17 protein-coding genes and 2 pseudogenes are annotated in these 20,907 nt (G+C 60.0%); 9 read left to right on the plus strand and 10 right to left on the minus strand.

Annotated elements, in window-relative coordinates; all coding sequences use genetic code 11:
- Positions 1-52: 52 nt before the first annotated feature.
- From BLR35_RS08620 to BLR35_RS08635, 5 genes are all read right to left on the minus strand, one after another.
- Positions 53-1,828: a hypothetical protein gene (locus BLR35_RS08620; RefSeq protein ID WP_090380475.1), complete on the minus strand. Its 1,776-nt coding sequence runs from the start codon at positions 1,826-1,828 to the stop codon at positions 53-55.
- Positions 1,829-2,370: 542 nt separating this feature from the next.
- Complete coding sequence (locus BLR35_RS08625) at positions 2,371-3,315, minus strand: hypothetical protein (RefSeq protein ID WP_090380478.1); 945 nt, start codon at positions 3,313-3,315, stop codon at positions 2,371-2,373.
- A 339-nt stretch (positions 3,316-3,654) separates the two neighbouring features.
- Positions 3,655-5,448 carry a hypothetical protein gene (locus BLR35_RS08630; protein ID WP_090380480.1) on the minus strand — a complete coding sequence of 598 codons (1,794 nt, stop codon included), beginning with the start codon at positions 5,446-5,448 and terminating at the stop codon, positions 3,655-3,657.
- 276 nt (positions 5,449-5,724) lie between these two features.
- Positions 5,725-5,874 (minus strand): hypothetical protein, encoded by a 150-nt coding sequence (locus BLR35_RS20960; protein ID WP_244510208.1) that lies wholly within the window; start codon positions 5,872-5,874, stop codon positions 5,725-5,727.
- A 48-nt stretch (positions 5,875-5,922) separates the two neighbouring features.
- Positions 5,923-6,276, minus strand: coding sequence for a transposase (locus tag BLR35_RS08635; protein WP_244510209.1), 354 nt, complete (start codon positions 6,274-6,276; stop codon positions 5,923-5,925).
- Positions 6,277-6,818: 542 nt separating this feature from the next.
- Between BLR35_RS08635 and BLR35_RS20965 the strand changes: the two genes are divergently transcribed.
- Positions 6,819-7,022: a helix-turn-helix domain-containing protein gene (locus BLR35_RS20965; protein WP_244510244.1), complete on the plus strand. Its 204-nt coding sequence runs from the start codon at positions 6,819-6,821 to the stop codon at positions 7,020-7,022.
- A complete protein-coding gene (locus BLR35_RS08640) occupies positions 6,976-7,572 on the plus strand; it encodes a transcriptional regulator FilR1 domain-containing protein (protein ID WP_244510210.1) in 597 nt (198 codons plus the stop codon). The genes BLR35_RS20965 and BLR35_RS08640 overlap by 47 nt, the downstream gene beginning before the upstream one ends.
- A 150-nt stretch (positions 7,573-7,722) precedes the next feature.
- On the opposite strand, the pseudogene BLR35_RS08645 reads toward BLR35_RS08640, so the two are convergent.
- The 3 genes and pseudogenes from BLR35_RS08645 to BLR35_RS20255 form a co-directional block, all read right to left on the minus strand.
- Positions 7,723-8,039 (minus strand): annotated as a pseudogene (locus BLR35_RS08645) (IS5/IS1182 family transposase); the annotation flags it as partial.
- A 163-nt stretch (positions 8,040-8,202) separates the two neighbouring features.
- Positions 8,203-8,819: pseudogene (locus BLR35_RS08650) on the minus strand (IS5/IS1182 family transposase); the annotation flags it as partial.
- Positions 8,820-8,969: 150 nt separating this feature from the next.
- Entirely contained in the window at positions 8,970-9,566 is a 597-nt protein-coding gene (locus BLR35_RS20255; protein ID WP_139169261.1) for a hypothetical protein, read from the minus strand.
- A 218-nt stretch (positions 9,567-9,784) separates the two neighbouring features.
- Between BLR35_RS20255 and BLR35_RS20260 the strand changes: the two genes are divergently transcribed.
- The gene (locus BLR35_RS20260) at positions 9,785-11,002 is read left to right on the plus strand and encodes a chymotrypsin family serine protease (RefSeq protein ID WP_139169262.1); all 1,218 of its coding nucleotides are present in this window, start codon (positions 9,785-9,787) and stop codon (positions 11,000-11,002) included.
- Between the two features lie 854 nt (positions 11,003-11,856).
- Positions 11,857-13,161, plus strand: coding sequence for a hypothetical protein (locus BLR35_RS08660; RefSeq protein WP_090380484.1), 1,305 nt, complete (start codon positions 11,857-11,859; stop codon positions 13,159-13,161).
- A 3-nt stretch (positions 13,162-13,164) separates the two neighbouring features.
- Here the strand turns inward: BLR35_RS08660 and BLR35_RS08665 are convergent, their stop codons facing one another.
- Positions 13,165-13,548: a hypothetical protein gene (locus BLR35_RS08665; RefSeq protein WP_090380487.1), complete on the minus strand. Its 384-nt coding sequence runs from the start codon at positions 13,546-13,548 to the stop codon at positions 13,165-13,167.
- A 221-nt stretch (positions 13,549-13,769) separates the two neighbouring features.
- Between BLR35_RS08665 and BLR35_RS08670 the strand changes: the two genes are divergently transcribed.
- Positions 13,770-14,738 (plus strand): CPBP family intramembrane glutamic endopeptidase, encoded by a 969-nt coding sequence (locus tag BLR35_RS08670; RefSeq protein ID WP_090380490.1) that lies wholly within the window; start codon positions 13,770-13,772, stop codon positions 14,736-14,738.
- 3 nt (positions 14,739-14,741) lie between these two features.
- Here BLR35_RS08670 and BLR35_RS08675 read toward each other — a convergent pair whose 3' ends face one another.
- Complete coding sequence (locus BLR35_RS08675; RefSeq protein WP_090380493.1) at positions 14,742-16,334, minus strand: alkaline phosphatase family protein; 1,593 nt, start codon at positions 16,332-16,334, stop codon at positions 14,742-14,744.
- A gap of 384 nt (positions 16,335-16,718) precedes the next feature.
- Here BLR35_RS08675 and BLR35_RS08680 point away from each other — a divergent pair, with 384 nt between their 5' ends.
- From BLR35_RS08680 to BLR35_RS08695, 4 genes are all read left to right on the plus strand, one after another.
- Positions 16,719-17,657, plus strand: coding sequence for a polysaccharide deacetylase family protein (locus tag BLR35_RS08680; RefSeq protein WP_170830998.1), 939 nt, complete (start codon positions 16,719-16,721; stop codon positions 17,655-17,657).
- A 217-nt stretch (positions 17,658-17,874) separates the two neighbouring features.
- Positions 17,875-18,975 carry a Gfo/Idh/MocA family protein gene (locus tag BLR35_RS08685; protein WP_090380499.1) on the plus strand — a complete coding sequence of 367 codons (1,101 nt, stop codon included), beginning with the start codon at positions 17,875-17,877 and terminating at the stop codon, positions 18,973-18,975.
- Positions 18,972-19,910, plus strand: coding sequence for a DUF362 domain-containing protein (locus tag BLR35_RS08690; RefSeq protein WP_090380502.1), 939 nt, complete (start codon positions 18,972-18,974; stop codon positions 19,908-19,910). The genes BLR35_RS08685 and BLR35_RS08690 overlap by 4 nt, the downstream gene beginning before the upstream one ends.
- Positions 19,910-20,890 (plus strand): NAD-dependent epimerase/dehydratase family protein, encoded by a 981-nt coding sequence (locus BLR35_RS08695; RefSeq protein WP_090380505.1) that lies wholly within the window; start codon positions 19,910-19,912, stop codon positions 20,888-20,890. Before BLR35_RS08690 ends, BLR35_RS08695 begins: the two co-directional genes overlap by 1 nt.
- Positions 20,891-20,907 lie beyond the last annotated feature (17 nt).

Raw genomic sequence — 20,907 nt, forward strand, 5'->3', positions numbered from 1 at the left:
GATACGACGGAGCCGCTGCTTTCTCCGATCGAAACAGTCGCTGACGGGTCGACTACTGATCGCGCGCGTTATACTGGACGTCGACCGTCGCGTCCCCGAGTAACCTGAAGTCCTCGAAGCCGCCGTCGAACCAGTAGGCATCCCGTTCGTCGCCGACGACGCCGCGGACGACGCCGTCCTCGTAGACGTGTTCGTCGTCGATCGTGAGGTCGGCGAACGTCGCCTCGACTGCGTGACCCGAGACCGTAAAGGAGTACGACGTCGGTTCGTCCGTTCCGGTGCCGTCGATGAGGATCGCGTGAGGCAACAACTCGTTGTCGCCGTACTCGTCGGGGTCGATCTCCTCGCCATCGACGGAGACGACCGCGTCCCCTTCGAGGATCGTCACGTCGGTTACGGCACCCGAGAACCGGAACGTCAGCGTCTCGTCGGTGACGGAGCTCTGGACCGTCGATCCCGAGATGGTCGTCGTCTCGTCGTCTTCCTCGCCGTCGAGTTCGATCGTCCCCTCGACCGAAATCTCGAAGCTCGTCGGTTCACCCTGGCCCTCGACCTCGAGGGCGTGGGGCAGCTCTTCACCGTACTCGTCGGGGTCGACCTCCTCGCCGTCGAGGTACGCCGTCGCCGGCCCGTCGACGGTCAGCGTCTCGAGGTCGCCGTCGAACCGGAAGGCGTCCTTCCAGTCGGCGACGACGCCGTGAACGGTACCGTCATCGATCTCGGTTTCGTCGTCGACGGTCGCGCCGTCGTGCGTCGAGGGTTCGACGTCGCCGTCGACGACGAACTCGTAGCGGGAGACGCCCGAGTCGTCGCCCTCGAACAACAGGAGGTGTGGGAGTTCTTCGTCGTCGGTTCCTTCGTCGGGACTCGAGTCGTCACTGGATTCACCGGTCGCGGCTTCCCGGGCCGACGTCGGGACGCCGCCGGGAATCGATCGGTCGGCCGAACTCGAGACGCCCGACCGCTGGAGGCCGCCGCCCTGGACCTGTCCCTGGATCGCGCCGCCGGTCATGCGGGCGGAGCCGCTGCCGCGCATGACTGCAGCGTAGGGGTAGGAACCTGCTGCGAACTCCGAGTTCTCTATCGAGACCGTTCCGCCCGGCCAGACCCAGAGCGGGCGGCCGGAATCTTCGACGTAACCGCCCCATCCGGGGCCGTAGTCGGTGTTGTCGTTGTACGCGACGCAGTCGACGATGGCGTCGTTGCCGCCGGCGACGCGGAACGTGGAGACGCCGTTGTTCTTTCCGTAACAGCTCTCGAAGCGAGCCGAGCCACCGTAGGCGGTGTTGGAACAGTAAAAGCCGTTGTTGGGGTATCCCTGGACGTTACAGTGACGGAACGTAACGTCGCAGTTGGCGTTGCGGTGCATGAAAACGGCGCCCGGTCCGTGGGTGTGGCTTCCGCCCTCTTTGGTCGATCCGTCGCCGAGATAGACGTTCTCGACGAGGACGTTTCCGCTGGGTGCGGTGATCGAGATCATGAAGCCGCTCCCGCGGTGGAGTCCCTCGAACCCGACGTTGCGGATGACGGAGTTGCCGCCTTCGACGAGTAACGTGACGGTGTTGCCGGTCGTGAGGTCGATCAGTTTGTTCTCGAACGTCTCGCCCTGACTGATCGTGATAACTTGCCCCCGTGCGGTGATCGCTTCGTACTCCTCGTCGGCGCTTGCAGCGCCTGGCAGTGTCGCTGCAGCCGCCGCAGTCGTCACGCCGGCCAGTTTCACGTACGATCGACGATTGAGTAATCCGTCATTACTGCCATCGTCCGTCGAATCTGTCCCATCGTCGCCGATCGCTTCGTCGTCCGATACCGAAGGTTCGCGTGCCATGTATCCGGTAATACGAAACTACCAGCATAAACTTTCCCCTACAGTATGCATAAAATTTACAGATTGAAACAACGTACATACAATTCGTTCATAGAACTTTTTACGTTCGTCATCGATGAAAAGGAGCGAAAACGGCGGACGGGACTGGAGTAACACTATATTACTGAAACCGATCCCCCATTTCGGCAGCGTTCGATCCGATAATCCGAGGGGTAATCCGGTACTACCAGGGACGTGGTGTCGAACGGTAGCTCACTCACGTCCTGGAGTGCTGAATAGACGTCCAGGTGGCCAAACGATACGGAATCGAAACGGGACGGAGTACGGAATCGAATCCTCGAGAATCAAACGCGGAAAAGTGGAAGGCGTCAACGGGAACCGGGGGCGGCGTTGCGTCGACGGCCACCGAGACGGACTACAGCAATCCCACCACGGAGAGCTGCGTCAGCGGGGGAGGTTTCATACGGACTGCTGTAAGTCATTGACGGCACAACCGCGATCGTTCCTGCGGTTGCGCCGGTAAATCGTTACAGCAGACCGTATCAGTTACCGGAGGCGGCTTCTTCGGGACTTCGCGGGACGCCGTCGGGAATGAACGCGTCGGGGTCCGTCCCGACGTCGTCCTCGAGTTCGACGGTCGAACCGGCGTTTTCGCCGATACCCGCGACTTCGTCGTAGTCGGTGTCGCTGACGAGGACCTCGGTCGGGTTTCCGTTCGCGCCGGCGTCGATGGCGACGTTGTGCCCGTTCATCTCGATCTGGCAACCCTCGACTTCGACCGTGCCAGGTGCCCAGGCCCAGATACCGCGGCCCTGGTAGCCCGAGTCGTCGACGTAGACGCTCGAGTTCGTCACCTTGCTCCCCTCCGTCGCGAGACGGAAGTGGGAAACGTAACAGTTCGCGGCGAAGCTGCTATCGATGTGGATCGTGCCGCCGCCGGCGTTCCCGGGCGCGGACGCGTAGATCGCGTTGTCCGCGAAGCCCTGGATGTTGACGTTCTCGAAGTCGATGTGACCGGCGTGGTCGGGGTCGACCCAGAAGGCGGTCTGTCCGTGACCGCTCGAGCTTCCGTTGCGGCTGTCGGTGCCGTCGCCGAGATAGACGTTCTCGACGGTGCTCGAGCCGCTCGGGTCGGAGTCGGAGATACCGAACGTGGCAGATCCGGTGCCGGACGTGTTTTCCCCCTTGAATCCGACGTTCCGGATCGTCCAGTCGGTGCCGTGGGCGTTGACGATGATGTCCTGCCCAGTGGTCATGTCGATCAGCTTGTTCTCCCAGGTCTCTCCCGAGTCGATACTGATCGTCTGACCCTCGGCTTCGATGACCTCGTAGTCATCGTCGGCGGCTGCGGTGCCGGCTGCGCCGAGCGAAGTTGCTGCGGTCGCGACCGCTGCGAGCGATCGCACGTAGTTGCGGCGGGTTAATCCGTTGTTACGGCCAGTAGTCGGAGTAGTTTCCGTCTCGGACGTACGGGGATGCTGCGCCATACACTTGCGTAACACCGGCTTACACTCATAAACTTTTCCTTGGGAGAATCGATTAAATTTACGGATATAGTTTGTAACACTATTGTATTGGTCAGAATCTACCGGAGATCGTTCTCGAAGATAAGAACGAACCAGTCGCGAAAACGGTCCCGACAAGCGGGTATTGTCGGCATAAAAGCTTCATTACTGCCGTGATAGCTGCTGTGCATCCAGTTTTCTCCAGCCGCCCGAGAACCGATCGCGGTCCGAAAACGGTTGCTCGAACGAACAGTCCAACAGGCAGTACCTCGTTACTACTCGAGGTCGCGTGTCCAGTTTGGGATTACTACCCCGAACGACTCAGTCCTCGTCACCCTCGACGGCGTACATCTCGAACTCGTCGTTCGAGATCACCTTGTCCGCCTCCGGACTCCGCTCGAGTTCCGCGAGTCCCTCCTCGCTATAGTAGAGTTCCTGATAGACGCCAATCTCGCGCGTGAGGTCGTACTCGGTGACGATGAGGTAGTGGTCGACGCCGTGGTACGCGCCGCTGTAGTTGCCGGCTTCGAACTGTTCGTGGTCGACTTCACCTGTCGCAATCGTCGCACCGCTCAGGGCGTCCTCTCGCTCGAGGCCGTGGATCGCGTGATCGTACCGGAAGGGGTCGTACCCGAGTCCGGCGTGAGGTCGATCCTCGGCTGCGTGTTCGAAGCCGGACTCGTAGCCGCTGAACTTCTGGTCGGTGACGTGCTGGCTCGGGCTGTAGATCAGCGGCGACGCGTAGATAGTTAGCAATCCGAGTACGAGACAGACGCCGAGCACGAGCGCGACGACGGCGTCCGATCCCGGTCTCGTGACGAACCCGGAGAGCCCGCCGGCGAGGTGTGCGACGGCGATCCCCGCGACGATCGTCAGGACGACGTAGATGAACCCGATCTGTCGAAACGCCATCGTCGGCGTTCCGACGAAATACACCAGCAGGATCCCACCGAGTGGGATCAGTGCCAGGCCGAGGTACGTGACGAACGCGGCCGTCTCCCGGTCGGTGTTCGTCCATCCCAGCCACATCACCAGGACGAAGAGACCGACGACGAGGCCGATTATCGCCGCATCGAGGAACATCCTGACGAACAGTTCGCCGAGACTGCCACCGATCTCGGCGAGGGAGGCTCCACGCTGGTCGACCTCGGCACCGGCGCCGACGTCGGCGGTCACCAGCCCGTAGACGAGTCCGGCGACCGCGTTCCTGAACCGTTCGTTCGAGACCGCCCAGACGGTAAAGATCACCCCGAGGACGGCCGTGTGCGCGTAGGCGGTAGGGTGTTCGAGGATCGGATGCTCGTCTACTCGAGAGCGAGCGAGGTACTGGACGCCGGCGATAGCCCCGACGAGGACGACGACGTTGATCATCTGCTGGGGGTGAATCAGCAACAGGGCGATCGCGCTCAGGTACAGCAGGACGCTAAACGGCGACAGCCCGAACGGGAGGCGTTCGATCGTCGCCCGCCGCCGGAGGTACGCGACGATGGCGAAGACGACGACGGGGACGAAAAACAGTGCGACGGAGTTCGTATGCACGCCCATGTGCGTCGCGACGTTGTTCACGGGCAACACCATCCAGGAGACGATCGCGCCGAAGCCGACCGCTCGTGGGTCGCCACTGACGTTCCGGACGATGAGCGGAACGAAGATCAGGAACGGAACGAAGAGGACGACCATCGTCACGAGCAGCGCCCGCTCGATCGAGAACCCGCCGACCTGGTGTAACAGGGCACCGATCGAGTGGACGGCCGGGTAAAACAGTTCGTGGGGCGCGAGCCCGCCGTCGGCGACGTCTCGCGTCCAGCCCATGTGGGTCATCGCGTCACCCATCCCCGAGAATCGATAGTTGCGGATCAGCGGGAGACTGACGATTGCGGTGACGGTCGTTCCGCCGAGGCCGATGCCAAGCGCCTGGTACCGGCCGCGACAGGCGATCGTGGCTCCGACGCCGATCGCCAACGCGACGACGAACGCGATCCACGTCGCCGTGGGCGACCCCGCGTAGACCGATGACTCGTAGCCGGTCGCCGGGTTCGCTCGAGCGACGAGCACGCCGGCAGCGAGCGCGAGAAAGCCGACCGCGAGCACTCCCTCGAGTGCCGACCGTTTCATCGTGACTCCGTACCACTGTCGGTCGATTTCTCGTCGATACGCATCTCTTGGCGGATGCTCGTCACTGGCAGGGTTTGTTATATGGATCCTATCGTTCGCGACTGACGCGGTCGTTTTCAGGGACGATCGATCGACGCTCCGGCTACTCCCGGGCGCGCGTTCGTTCGATCAGAGTACGATCTGCGTACACTCCGACTGCCGACGTCGATATAGCTCAGTTCGCGTTCAGCTTCGCCCGCTCGTGGTACCAGCCCCCGAAAGCACCGATTGGCAGAATTAGCCAGCCCGCGATCCCCAGCGCGATGACCGCCGCTGGAAGTTGATCTTCGGACAGACGTGGCGCATCAACTCATTCACAAGCCGTTGGATCTGCTGTTTCATGAGACCGTCCGGGTCGAGTTTCTCCTCGGACTCGCCTGGATTCATGTTGCCATTCTTGCTCCACAGATAGTGCATCTCGACGAGGTGGGTGTGTCAGCGGCAGTAGGCTTCGATCTCGTCGGCGACGTCCATGATGAACTTCTCCGTTCGAGCGAGGAATCGACGATTCGCACACCGGGTGATCGTCGTCTGGTGAGGTGTCTCCGGCGTGTGGTACACCTGGAGGGCAAGATACTCGTTTTCGTCACCGAGGTCCGGTTCGAAGCCCAGTGTGAAGGCAATCGCGGGGTTGCGCTCGAGGAAGTCCGCGAGGTCTTGATGGTAGCGTATTCCACGCAGTTCGGCGTAGATGAACGACCGGAGCATTACCTCGAATTCGTAGATTTCTGGGCGGTCATCCCAGTAGGGATCGGTGAATTTCTCGAGTCGGATATTCGCGTTCGTCACGGCATTGGCCACGTCGATATCGTCGTTGAGATCGTCGATAATTTCGTGGGAGGTGATGAGAGCAGCTTGATGGGTAGAGTGTTTTGGATCAGCTGGATCAGCAGAGTAGAAACAATCATATGGATTTTCCCCAGGCTTTCGAGAGACGTTTTCGATCTCAATCGAGACGAGAAGATTGCGGTTCCGTTCCTCCCATGAATCAGTATCATTAGAGATTGATTCAGTAGAAAGAGAGGCGTTTTGTTCCGGGAACCCGTTTGTCATCACCCATACTTTCCTGGACTCGGATAAAATCATACACTACCAGGACGAAATTATGGCTTGTTACCGTTGATCGGGGTATTCAACAACACGTGGCTCCTCTTCCGGCTCTTTACCCTGTTGAATATAGGCACAGGGCGCGAATATCGTACGTTATCTGGCTTGACTATGCCATATCGAACACCATTATGTTAGACATCACCTATCAATACATCCATTAGATATAAATTGGTTTCACAGTACATAGAATCATGGATGCGGAGAAAGCGCACGCCGCCTACATGGTCCTCCACAAACGATTGTCGATATTCAAACGCCTCATTGATGGCCCGGCTTATCAAAATTACCTGGCCGACGAGGTAGACGCCTCACAGTCGACGATTTACCGTGGACTCAAACAACTCGAAGATCACAATCTAGTGAAAAAAACAGGATGGTATGTATGCGCCGACAACGTTCGGCAAAATAATCTATACACAGTATGAGCGAACTGACGAAATCGTCCGGACGTTTGCAGAATCAGAGCGGTTACTCGAAACAAGACAGGAAATTGGAACGGTTCTTGACCCATCCGTCGCTCGTGATGCAACGACACTTGTAATCGGGGAGACGAGACCAGATCTTGTGTACGAATATCTTGAAGAAGAAGTCTCTGAGGCGGCCAAGATTAGCGGTGTCGTGCCGACTATTTTCTCGCCTATGGTAGAGACGTATTTGACTCAGACCACAGCGAACCGACTGGATGCTGAGTTTGTCTTCGGAAGAAAGGCGACTGAACACGTGCAAACAAAACTCAGTGACGAATTCAAAACGCTCATCAACACCGGGAATTTCGACGCTTATTCGTACTCTGGTGAAATCCCCATGGGGGTCGTCGTGATCACAGAACCCGTCGAACATGTTCTTGTCGTTATTCACGACGATATTGGTGTAGTTCGTGGCGTCATTGATTCTAAGGATAGGGCCGCAGTTACGTGGGCGATAGACTGGTATTCAAAACATGAAGCCGAGAGTACGCCGCTAACGCTCCTTTGAATACCTCCTAAAGAGCAAAATGTCGCGAGAAATCTGAGTCATATACTCTTCCGTTTCCACTTCTTTGATTTGACAAACTGTTCCACCATCGTTTAGTGATTCAACACGTCCAAGTTAAGCAAACGAATTAAAACCAAATGAGAATCGCCCTCATAGCATCTTACACCCCGGATCGATTCCTCGCTCGTAGTTGGTAATGGTAACGACGAACCGTAGGCAGAGCGCAACGACACTTCTGCTCGTGCGTGAGCGTACCGAGGCCGTAGCCCTTGATCGCGTCATTGGTTCGTTCAATTCCTGTCCGGTGGTTGTACGTCTCGTCCAGGATAGATTGTTTCAGCTGAACATCCCCTGCTGTGTTGTTCAATACGGTCTTTGACCTTGTATTCAAGGTCCAGTGGGTTATCAGTGTTTTGCGGGTTGTACGGAGCGACTGGCACGTCCCCTGCGGACAGCAGGTGGTCGTGAGCTTGTCATAGAAAGCGTCTCATGCCCTCTACCAGGCAATTATACCGTTCCATTTCGTGTGTATGCTGGTGATTTTCGACTGAAGTCGAAATGGCCTTTTTGTTCACGCACCAAACGTGAAGAATGTCTGTTGGGAACTATTGTATGACACACTCGGTCGTGCCAGTCGAGAATGTCGTTCGTGCGGTCTCCAGGCATCCCGATCGGTGTATCGACGGCGATGCGCGTCACTCACGACACGCTCGCCGTCGCCTGATCCGCTTGTTTGGCTTGTGTGAGCTCCGCTGCTATCTGGATTTGACCTAGCGAGACAATCGTACAGCTGAAACCGTAGTAGTACTCCTCAACTACTGGATCGTAGTTCCACGACGCAGCGTCGTTGTATTGGACCGCTTCGATGTGGGTCGAATCGATAGCGTAGGTGGAGTCGAGCAGGCCGCGGACAGAGGCCTGCTCGACGAGCCTATCGAAGACATCGTCAATAACGTGTTCGAGATCGGTGAGAAACCGGCTAACAGTGTTTATAGGTGGCGGTTTGCGAGTCCGTAGTAGCATCAGACGAAGCTGTGCTGGCGTTCTCGCGTGACTGGACGTGCACCGTAAATGTTCTCGTAGTAGGAGTGCAGAAAGCCGCAAAAGAATCTGGTGGCTGGTGAATACGTGTTTGCCCCTCGAAACGGGGGCGAACACGTCGTATTCCAACAGGAAGTCAAATTCAAGGTTTCGAACAGCGGTACTGTCTCGGTAGCCGCCGCATTCAAGAAGTTGAATCCGAACAGCTCTTTGGATCAACCAACCTAATTATCCACATAGTTTCGTGAATCCCTTGGAGTCAAGTCTCAAGGCACTCGGTCTAGCCGCTTGCAGATGGTGTTGCGGATGTATCAGACTAAGCCACGAGAAGCCACGGGCCATCGCGCCCGTGCAGTTCATCTAAAGATATTGTGAACAATATAACCAGCAGCCCCTACGACGGCACCAATGAGTGTAGCAAATATTATTCCACTTCCGATAGCTGTTGCTATCGATGGTGGGTCAGTACTTGGTGGTACTGCTGGGAAACCGGCTGCAAATAATGGGAAGATGAATCCAAGAGCGGCCATCATTGCGACGTAGCAGCTAGCGAGAAGACCTTGATCAAGATAGCCGATAATTGCTGGGAAAGCTATGAGAGCTAAGGGTACAAATGCAACTATTGCTATCGATTCATATCCGACACCAGCAAGAATGGTGATCACCGTGAATCCTGAGATGAATCCTATTCCATAGCCGCATCCGATTAGAACCCCTTCTACAACCTGTGAATAGTTATGGGCTTTTTTGAGGCCGATATATATCATTAATCCACTAATCACTATGCCGATACCCCCTGTTAGCAATAAATTTGAACTCGGTAGCCCAGAGAGGGGGGAAAGAAGCACGCCTGCGATTATGATGAAGGCAAGGGTACCTGCCAAGAAAGAATTTAGTTGCATTGGTTTATCAGACCCAATTAAGGTTTCTTGAACCGTTTCTTTTGTGATCATGTTACTATAATTCCTGTCGCCACACTTATTTTTATCTCCCGGAAGAGGTCGCAGAGTCTGAAAACATCTTCAAGAGGTGGCTGATTTGTCACTTTCTTAGAAGAATATCAAATATTGGCTTGAATAGAGTTTATTGGAAATCATCAGTCAGTAAAGTGAATACAAAATAACCTAAACTCTGGATTGCATGACAGTCAGGTCATGCAACTAAAGCAACCATGAAAGACAGATTGCCATCATCGATTCACGAGGAAAAGAATATCGAAGGAATGAGCCGAAGGCGGTTCACTTCGACATTGTTGGCGACAGGTTTCTCACTTGGAACTGCCACTGCGGTCAGTTCGAAGAGTGTTGCTGGTGCTAAACGTGATGAGGTTCCGGTTGTTGTCGCCCACCGGATGAGCGATGATCCAGATAAAGTAACTGAACCAGTGGAAAAGAATGTGCCTGCAAGGTGGTATGATAATCTTACAAAAGCACGGAGAGAATACCAGAAGTTCCTCGAGGGGAAGGAGATCGCGAATTATACCATTTCAGATGACGATGTGTTCTCTGCGTGGGTTTCGGCTGGAACTCTTGACGAGCAGGAGCCATATATTGAAATAGAAGTGATTGATGCGGAGGTTCTCCCTCTGGGGTATACTGAATCCGAAGGGGTTCCAGTTCGGATTGAGTCAGTAGATGCACCAGAGATTCGGGAGGATGAGAAGGAAAACTATGAAGAAGAGAACGTTGTTGAACCGGAGAGTATTGGCCGCCAAGGAGGTCTTAGTGTTGAGGATAGTGATGGTGCAAGTGGGACACTAGGCACTCCGGTCCATGACGGAGATGATGTTTACTTCTTCACTTGTGAGCACATTGGAGCAAATATGAGGGGACCTATTAATGATCCGATCAGGACAGGAGGAGGCTTCTCGGAAGGAGATACCGCCTATACTGGTTTCGGTACCGAGATTGGTGAAGTAGTTGAGACTAGCTGTTCTGATGATATAGCCGTGATAGAACCCAACAATGATTACACTCCTGAATTCTCCATCTTTGGAGAAACAGATCCGATCACAGGACGTGTCTATGAAGATGGTCTCGCAGATATGGAAAGCAGTGACGAAGAAGTCCAAAAATACGGTCAGACTACTGGACACACTAGTGGGGTGGTTAAGAATCACAGTGGGACTGTAGTCCCGTATGCTGGAGTCTGTGGTACTCTCCGAACCAACCAGTTGCAATGGGGTGAGGAAGACGATAGTGATGATGGAGATAGTGGTTCTCCTGTCTATACTGATGAATACACAGATGATGACGAAATTCTAATCGCAGGGGGAGTTGATGGGGCGTGGCCAGATTTCTATATCCCAGGTGATTATGTGTTTGGCACTGCTGCCTATGAGATCCATAACGAGTATGATTACTACTACGGAAATCCGGACGAAAGCTAATTTACAGTAGTTCTGATTTTTGCTGCGTTATTTAGGTATCGTGATGAGTTCGCTGACGACTGGCGACATCTCGCTGCAGACGGCCTCGAGCAACCAAATACAGACGCGAACCTACCGACCGACGTTGACATAGCCGACCTCACCAAGTCAGTCGACGTTGACCGACGCGATCTCGAGTGAAACGGTGACGTTTGGGTGCTAGCCGATTCCTCGCTGCTCGACCAGGACACGAACGATATGTTTCGTCGACCCCTTCGCGTCGTCACTGATCGGTTGACCGAAGGTGACATTCACTACCCGTATGATTGTCTTGAGAACGGCGTCAGCGTGCCGAGTGGATCGAACGCTGCCTCAAGTCTGGAGAGATCGTCGACCCAAAGTCGGTTCGTGGTGGAGAACAGAAAGGCGTCACGGACGACCAACGAAGCCTCGATTCTTTCTAGAATCTGGCACCCATCATTGTCAGATATCGGATGATATGGCCTAAATAGCTGGTTTGGTTGCTCTATTGCTGGAACAAAGCCGTGTTTGGCATAGAGGTACCTCCATTAGCTCATACCGCCCCCGATATCGCAACGCGATGCGTACGGCAGCCGCCCGGGGCCGAACCGTCGACAGACCGATCCAGTCATACACCAAACTACTATTCGGTGACAGTTAAAACTGGGTTCGAGATCGGGAATCTGTCCAGTCCGTCGCGTCCTGTACTACCGTCTTACCAACCTGTACGACACACCTGTTCTCGCGAGCGCGAGACTACGGATTCCCTTCGAAACGACCGAACGGTCAACGATACCGACCGTTTTTGACGCGGGTCGTGATGGCTCGAGACGGTGGCCAGCGCCGGTTATACCATGTCAGCTATCGTCATCGACGAGGTTTCTGCCGACGGACAGGTTCTCGAGTGCGATCTCCGCCCGCGTGGGGACGTGAAACGGTTCTTCACCGGGAAACCGTTCGAGGTCGACTACGATCGGTCCATCGAGGGCGTACCGGAGGGCGTACTCGCGATTCCCGCCCTCGCACACGTCTGTCCCGTCGCGTGGGCGAACGGGGCCGACGTCTACGCCGACGAGGTCGACGCGACCTTCGCCCGGGCGCTCGCGGACGTTCGGGACGTTCTCGACTCGATGTACGACTTCATCGAGGGTGGGGAGCTGTACGCCCGACGCACGATCGATCCCGAACCCGACGCCCGCGGCGAGAGCGCCCTGCTCTTTACCGGCGGCGTCGACTCGACCTATTCGTACGTTCGCCACCGCGACGAGGAACCGATCCTCACGAGCATTCGCGGCTGGACGATCACGCCCGATCCGGCGGACGACGGCGACTGGGCAGACCTCACGGAGCGCGTCTCGGCGTTCGCCGACGAACGCGGGCTGGAGACGGCCTTCCTCGAGACGAACGCGCTCTCGGCGCTCGATCACGCGATGTTGCTGGCCCACTACAGACACCGCGTCGACGGCTCCTGGTACAGCTCCGTCGGGCACGGCCTCGGGCTGCTCGGACTCTGTGCGCCGATGGCGTACGCTCGCGGCGTCGAGGACATGTACGTCGCCGCGACCCACTGGGAGGGGATCGACCTCGAGTGGGGGTCCTGTCCCGAGATCGACGACCGCGTCCGGTGGTCCGGCACCCGCTGTCATCACGACGGCTACGAACTGACTCGCCAGGAGCGAATCGACGCGATCGCCGACTACGTCGACAGCGAGGCGCCGACGCTCGAACTCCAGACCTGTAACCGTCGGATGGACGGTAACTGCGGCGAGTGCGAGAAGTGTTACCGGACGGCCGTCGGCCTCCGGCTGTCGGGGCTCGATCCGACGGCGCGAGGGTATCCGTTCTCCCACGAGGAGTACGACGAGATCCGCCGCTCGCTCGAGAGCGGTGCGTGGGAACTCGGCGAGGACGAACGGTACATGTGGGCGGACATCCGCGACCGCGCCCGCGAGACGGAGCCGACGTCTGCGGCCGAACGACAGTTCTTCGAGTGGCTGTCGACGGCAGACCTCGAGGCGCTCGTCTCCGAATCGGCGTCGCCGCTATCCCATCGACTCCTTCGGGCGGGCGCGCGGAACGCACCCGCGAGCGTCTACGACGTCGCCTACCCGACCTGGCGAACCGCCAAGTCGACGCTCGAGCGGGTTCGCTCGCGGTAACTCCTACTCGTCCGGCCGATCACGACCCTCGTCGATGTCGATCTCGAGCGGACTCGAGTTCGTTTCGGTGCGTTCACTGCTGCTGCCGCCGACCGGGAGTTTGGTTCGGAGTTCGGAGGCAAAGGACTGGACCTGATCGACCAGCGTCGCGACTTCCTCTTCGAACTGTTCGACGGAGCGTTCGACGTAGTGGACGCGCTTCGACGGAATCCGGCGAACGATGTCGTTGCCCTGGTCGTCCTCGTCGGTCTTGAGTATCCAGTGATCCTGGAAGTACGCGATGTGCTCGTTCGGTACTGTCTTCCTGACGGTCCCCTCGTCGGGTTCCTCGTAGACGATCGTCGCCTCTCCCAGATCTCGTTCTAGCTCGAGGTCCTCGTCGACCATACGGTTGCGACGGCCTCGATCGGTGTAGAACTCGTGCTTGCGAACCGACGATGTGGGTAACTCCACTTGAACGGCGCCACCCTCCGGACCGTCCGATCGGGAGCGGCCGGCGGGTAATCCACGTCTTCGAGCCTCGCGCCGCGATATGAATGTTCGGGTCGGCCTGTCGGTGTGACACCCGGTAACCGCTTTACAGGACTGTCGATAGCGTGTCCTCGAGTATGCCACGAGAGCGCGATAGCTGGCTGTCACTCGAGACACTGGATCGAACGACCGTCGCGAATCACCTCCTCGAGGACTCCGGACGATTTCGGGCGGGCGTCCGCGCGGTCCTTCCCGCAGCGATCACTGTTCCCGGTATTCTTCTTGCACTCGCGGTTCTCTCTCCCGTGACGGATCGACTCGCCGGGGACGGCGCAGTCGGCGTGGGAGCGTCGCTCGTCGCGAACTGGCTCGCGTACCTGCTTCCGATCGCCATCGCACTGTGGATCGCGGTCCGACTCGATCGCGGGAGTCTCGCCCGGTTCGGACTCGACGTCGATCGGCAGTGGGCGGGTAACTTCGGTGCCGGAGCCGTCATCAGTCTCTCGGCGATCGCCATCTCGATCGGATACGGCGCCGCTCGAGGCTACTATACGGTGTCACCAGAGCTGCTTCCCGAACTCCTCGCACCGGGTATCGTCTTCGGTGTCGTCGTCGGCCTCGCTGCGTTCTTCCTCCTGCAAAACGTCTACGAGGAACTCGTCTTCCGGGGCGTGATGTTACAGAATTTCGCCGAGGGACTCTTCGCTCGAGGCATGTCTCCCGTCTGGGCAGTTGGCGGGGCGACGGGAGCGAGCCTGTTGCTGTTTGGGCTCTTTCATCTCCCGCTTCGCGGCGGGTTCGTCGCGGCCTACTCGGTCCTCGTCGGAATCCCGTTCGCGCTGGCGTATCTCGTCACCGGTCGACTGGGGCTGGCGATCGGCGTCCACTTCGGCCGATTTCCCATCGAACTGCTGATGGGCGGCGCGTTTGGCCCCGTCGAACTCCCCACGGTCGTCGAGATGACGGGGAGCGGTGCAGGGATGCTCGAGACCACGGCGGTGCAACTGGGTGGCACCTGTCTCCTCGTCCTGCTCTGGGCCCTTCTCGTCGACGGCGAGATCGGACTCGCCGAGCGAGTGTATCTCCCGTCGTCGGATCGAGCGTAACGCTCACTCCATGTAGCCGAGTCCCTTCAGGCGATCCTCGACGTCCTCGAAGTCGTCGTCGACCTCGCCGTCGGTTTCCGTCCTCGTGACGTCGGATCGACGAACCTTCGTCGTCGACGGTCTGGCCTCTTCGTCGAAGGCGTCGAACAGGACCCGTCCGTCGGCGTTCTTCGGCACCGGTTCGTCGATCCCGTGTAACAGGGTCGGTGCGACGTCGACGACTCGAGCGCCGCGCAACGTCGCGCCCGCATCGATGGAGGGGCCACGACAGAGGATGATCCCCTCGCTTCGGTGGCTCGCCGCATAGGTCCCGGTGTCGCCGAACGGTTCGTCGGCGATCGCGTTCCGGGATTCGTAGCCGTCGACGCCGTTGACGATCAGGTCGGGCGACTCCTCGTCGGTGGGGAACAGTTCGTCGCCGTCGTAGACCCGAAGGAGCTGCGTTCCGTCCTCGTCGGTGACCGATTCGAACACTTCCGCGATCTCCTCTTTGAGCGTCGGTATCTCGCTCGGCGAGACGATGCCGTTCTCGAACCGGTCGGTGTCGTTGATATAGCAGTTGCCGGCGTCGTGAACGAACGCGACGGTTCGCTCGTAGTCGACGTCGTAGAGCGCGTGATCGCCCGGAATCTGTTCGGCGACCGAGTCCAGCAGCGGCCGAGGGAGCTTCGAGACGAGCATTTCCTCGGAGATGCCGACGCGCTCGAGTGCGTCCGTAATTCTATCGCGCGAGATACCGAGACTCGCGAGCGCGCCACGGGTTCCCTCGTCCTCGCGTCTGAAGAGGTAGCCCTCGCGCTCGAGGACGTGGTTGACGTGGATCAGTTCGTGGATCGGCCCGAAGCCGTGGTCCGAGACGACGTAGAGGTCGGCGTCGTAGCGGTCGGTGTAGTCGATCACCTCGCCGAGCAGGTCGTCGAGGTGTTTGTAGTGTGCGAGCAGTCGATCCATATCCCAGATGAGGTGCTGGAATCGGTCGGGGGCCGTATAGACGAAAAAGAACAGCCGCCAGTCGTCGCCGGCACGTTCCATCTGGAGGTTCATCAGTTTCCGTCGGTTCGCGAGCATCTCCTCGACGGCAATCTCGAAGTCGTCGAGCCGATCCGCATACTCCGGGTAGTCGATACTGATCTCGTAGTCCGGAATCCGGCCCTCGATCTCGTCTTTGAACGCCGGCGGATGAGTAAACTCCCGCTCGGTCGAGGGAGTCATCATTCCCGTCACCATCGTGCCGTCGAGTTCTCGCGCGGGATAGGTCATCGGGACGTTGCCGACGTGGGCCGGCGAGACCTGCTCCCACAGCGGCGGTTGCTGCACGTCGTGGCTCGTGTACATCTCGTGGGAGTACTCCGAGGAGAGGTTCTGGAACCCGTAGATACCGTGTTTGTCCGGCCAGACGCCGGTCGCAATCGAGGGCCACGCCAGCGGCGTCGTCGGCGGGCGAGTGCTCTCGAGGGGCCCCGAGGCCCCTTCTTCGCGCAACCGGGCGAAGTTGGGCAGTTCGCCCTCGTCGCTCCACTGCTCGATCAGACGCCACGGTACACCGTCGAGGCCGAGTACGAACGCTCGCTCCGACGTGGTGGGAGATCCGCTCATAGTTGCGAGAAACCTGCTGTCGTGGAGGTGACCCGACGAACGCTTTGTTATGGGGAGTGTTCAGCACGTTCAACGAACTGATCCGTCCGCATTCGGTACCCTTACCCCAACCCCAGATCGACGAACGGGCTGTTCGGTCCCGTTACCGTCGGCCGAGGCGAAAATAACCGAAATCGGAGTGACTGGCACTCGAACCAGTCACGGCGAACGACCGTCGAGACGCGTACTCGCCCGTCCCGCCCTGCACCCGGACCATACGATCCGAAACGGCGGACGCCGGGACGATCGACGACGACGTTCGGTGCCGCCTTGCTATCGAAAGGCGATCAATAACAAAACCGTTCGCACGAATTCCTCCACGTATGATCGCTGGTGGTGGATGCCGTGGGTAGCGTCGTCCTCTCACTCGATGCCGAACTCGGCTGGGGGTTTCACGACTTCGAGAGGCCGCCAACGGATCGCGTCGAGGCCGGTCGCCGCGGCTGGGAGACGATGCTCGAACTCTGTGCGGAGTACGACGTGCCGGCAACCTGGGCGGTCGTCGGTCATCTCATGCTCGACTCCTGTGACGGCGTCCACGAGGATCATCCCGCTCCCGAGGGCTGGTTCGCCCGAGAACGCGACGTGTGGGCCGACCGCGAAGACCTCCGTTTCGCTCCCGACCTCGTCGAAGCACTCCTCGAGGCCGACGTCGATCACGAGTTCGCCAGCCACTCGTTTTCCCACGTTCTCTTCGGCCGGCCGGAAACCGACAGGGAACTCGCGACGGCCGAGGTCCGACGCAGTCTCGAGATAGCCGACGAGTGGGGGCAGACGGTCGACTCGTTCGTCTACCCGCGAAACGACGTCGGGCATCGAGAGGTACTGGCCGACAACGGGATCAGTGCCTATCGCGGCCGGTCGCCGACCTACGACGGGGTTCGCGGGCTCGTCGACTCGACGGTCAGATCCCGCTCGATGCTCGTCGAACCCGTCGTCGACGAGTACGGACTGGTCAACGTTCCGGCGTCGCTGTTCCTGTTCGGATTCGAGGGGCCGGTACGGACGGTCGCCGAATCGATCTGGGAGGACCCGATGGTCGTCCAGGCCCACCGCGGAATCGACCAGGCGGTCCAGTCAGACGGTCTGTTTCACATGTGGCTCCATCCGAACAATCTCACGCACGAGCGCGACGACCGACGGATGCAGGCGATTCTCTCCTATCTCGACCGCCGGCGAACGGAGACCGACCTCACCGTCGAGACGATCGGCGACGTCGCTCGGCGACTCGAGACCGCTCGCGGGGTCGACGGCGAGGCGATCGTGGTCGACGGCGACGATTGAGACGGATTGCTGGAACGATTTACCGGCACGACCGCTGTCCAGGTCGCGGTTGCGACGAAAACGACTTACAGTAAACCGTATGAGTTCCGACAGTCCGTACGAAACTGAGTGAAGGCGGTAGGGTATCCGATCAATTCGTCCACGGGATCGACTACTCGAGCCCGCTCGTCTGTACGACGCCGATAACAAAGCCTGCACGCCGTTCCGTCTCTTGCAGATGCTCTCACTACCGTTCAGCCGGCGGACCGACTCGAGTACGCTGACGCTCGGCGTACTCGGCGTCGGGAATATCGGCATGGTTCATCTGAAGTCGGCTCGCGCGATGGCGGACGTGGAGGTCGTCGCGGCCGCCGACGCGGTGCCGGACAATCGACGGCGCGCCGAACGTGCCGGCGTCGCACGGACCTACGACGACTACGCGACGTTGCTCGACGCCGAAAATCTCGACGCGGCAGTCGTCGCCCTGCCGCCCATGCTCCACCTCGAGGCGGTCGAACGAGCCGCCGAAGCCGGCGTCGACGTCTTCGTCGAGAAACCGCTGGCCCGGTCGACCGAGGAGGCCGAACGGCTCCTCGAGACTGCCGCGAACGCGGGGATCGCCGTCGGTGTCGACCACACGCTCCGATACCAGCCCGACATCGTCGGCGTCCGAGAGGAGTACGAAGACGGTGCCGTCGGGCACGTTCCCTACGCTTCGATGACTCGACTCAACGACGGCCCGCTCGGGCGACCACCGGTCGAGTCCGCGCCGGCTTCCTGGCCACTCGATCCCGATGCGGCCGGCGGCGGCTCCCTCCTCGAACTTGGCATCCACTGTTTCGACGTTCTCAGGCACCTGTTCGGCGACCTCGAGGTACAGAGCGCGGCCGTCGGTAACACGCTCGAGTTGCCGGTCGAGGACGCGGCGACGGTCCTATTGCGGGCACCGGAGACAGAGACGACGATCACGCTCCACTGTGGCTCCTACCAGTGGGAGGAACTGCCGGAAGTGAACACCCGCCTGCGACTCGAGGGCGTGACGGGAACGATCAGCAACGAGAACCACCTCCCCGACAACTTCTACGCGGACGCGGCGAAAGAGGCGCTGACGAACGTCGCGAGCCGGGTCACCGACGACGAGCCGACGGTGTTCGGGCCGACGTTCTATCTGCAGGCCCACTATCGGGCGCTCGAGGACTTCTGCGAGGCGATTCGTGACGGCGAGCGGCCACCGGTCGACGGCGAGGCCGGCAAGCGGACGCTCGAACTCGCCGAAGACGCCTACGAGTTAGCCGCCGAGACGGACGACGAACTCGAGAAACTGGAGGTGACACGATGACCGGCCCCGTCGTTCGCCTGACGACCGCCCGCGACGATCGGACGCGAGGCGGCTGGCTCCCGGATCTCGACCGACGGCTGGCGGCGCTCGAGCGGCCGGTCGCCAGCCTGCTCGAGGACGAACGGGAGACGCTCGCCGACGCCGACCGGGTCACGATCGTTCCCGACGCTCACTACCCGTTCCATCCCTCGACGGGAATGGTGACCGATCCGGCCGTCGTCGGCGCGCTCCTCTCGAGGCTCGAGCGCCCGGGAACGGACGTCGCCGTCGCGGGTGCGAGCGACGAGTACCTCTCCTTCGAGCGGACCGTGGAGTACCTCGGCTATCGGAACCTGCTCGAGCGGTTCGACGCCGACCTCGTCGACCTCGCGGACGGACCGACAGTCACGGACGAGATCACGATCGACGAGCGTTCGGTTCGCGTCCGGACACCCGAACGGCTCCGCGACGGCGCAGTCGTCATCGTTCCGACGCTGCGACCGGACGAGACTGGACGAGTCGCTGGCGGCCTGCGAACGCTCTCCCGCGTCGTCGACTGTGAGGGAACGACCGACGATACCGCATCCGTCGTCGGCCCGACTCGAGCGGTCTCCCCCGATCTCTCGGTTCTCGACGCGACGACGGCCTACGCCGGCCGTCCCCACGCGGCCGACGCGTTGCTCGCGGGGCCGGCAACTGCGGTCGACGCTATCGCGACGACCTTGCTCGAGCGCGACCTCTCGGACGACGAGGCGCTCGCGACGGCGTTTGCCGGCGAGTCGATTCGAATCGATCGAATCGGCGACGCCCCGGAACTCGAGACGCTCCGGGACGAACTTCCCGACGGCGAGCTACCGCCGTCGGACGCGACGCACCCGGCTGTCTCGGCCGCCTATCGCCTCTACGCGACCGTCGGCGGCGACGCCGTGCCGCCACAACTCGAGGTGAGAGAGTAATGGGGAAGACCGCCGCCGTCACCGGTGCGACCGGCTTTCTCGGCACACACCTCTGTGAACGGCTGCTCGCGGACGGCTGGAACGTTCGCGGGTTGAGACGACCGAGTTCCGACTGGGGCCGGCTCGCCGACTCGGACGTCGAGTGGTACGTCGGTGACCTCTTCGACGAACCGACGCTTCGCTCGCTCGTCGACGGCGCCGACGCAGTCTTCCACCTCGCGGGCGTCGGCCTCTGGAGTGCCGACCCCGCAACCGTCGAACGGGTCAACCGCGACGGGACGGCGAACGTCTGCTCGGCCTGCCAGGGAGCCGACGTCGGTCGGCTCGTGTTCACGAGCACGGCCGGAACCAGGCGCCCGCAGGGAGACGCGGAGGTCGCCGACGAGACCGACGTCGCGGAACCGATCGGCGCCTACCAGCGCGGGAAAGCGGCCGCGGAAGAACTCGTCGACCGATACGCGGCAAACGGCGGTGACGCCGTCACCGTCCACCCCACGTCGGTCTTCGGCCCCGGCGACGACTCCTTTACGCCGCAGTTACTGGCGATGGGGCTCGAGCCGACGATGCCCGCTCACCTCCCGGGCGGACTCAGCATCGTCGGCGTCGACGACGTCGTCGACGGCCTCCTGCTAGCCTACGAGGAGGGTGAGTCGGGCGAACACTACATCCTCGGCGGGGAGAACCTCACCTACGAGGAAGCAGTCGACCGGATCGCCGAGCACGCAACCGGTACCGCGATACCGGCACGAATCCGCGTGCCAGCGACCGCGATACACGCTGCCGGCCCCGTCGCCGAGACGGTCGGTGCGGTCACGAACCGACACGTCTTCCCCTTTAGTCGCGGGATGGCTCGATTGGCGACCAGCCAGCTGTTTTACTCCTCGCGGAAGGCCCACGAGGAACTCGGCTACGAGTACCAGCCGCTGGAAGCCCACCTGCCGGACGCCCTCGAGTGGTACCGCGAGGAGGTTCGCGCGTAATCGGTCGAAACAGGTCA

Source organism: Natronobacterium texcoconense (assembly GCF_900104065.1).
Lineage (GTDB): Archaea > Halobacteriota > Halobacteria > Halobacteriales > Natrialbaceae > Natronobacterium > Natronobacterium texcoconense.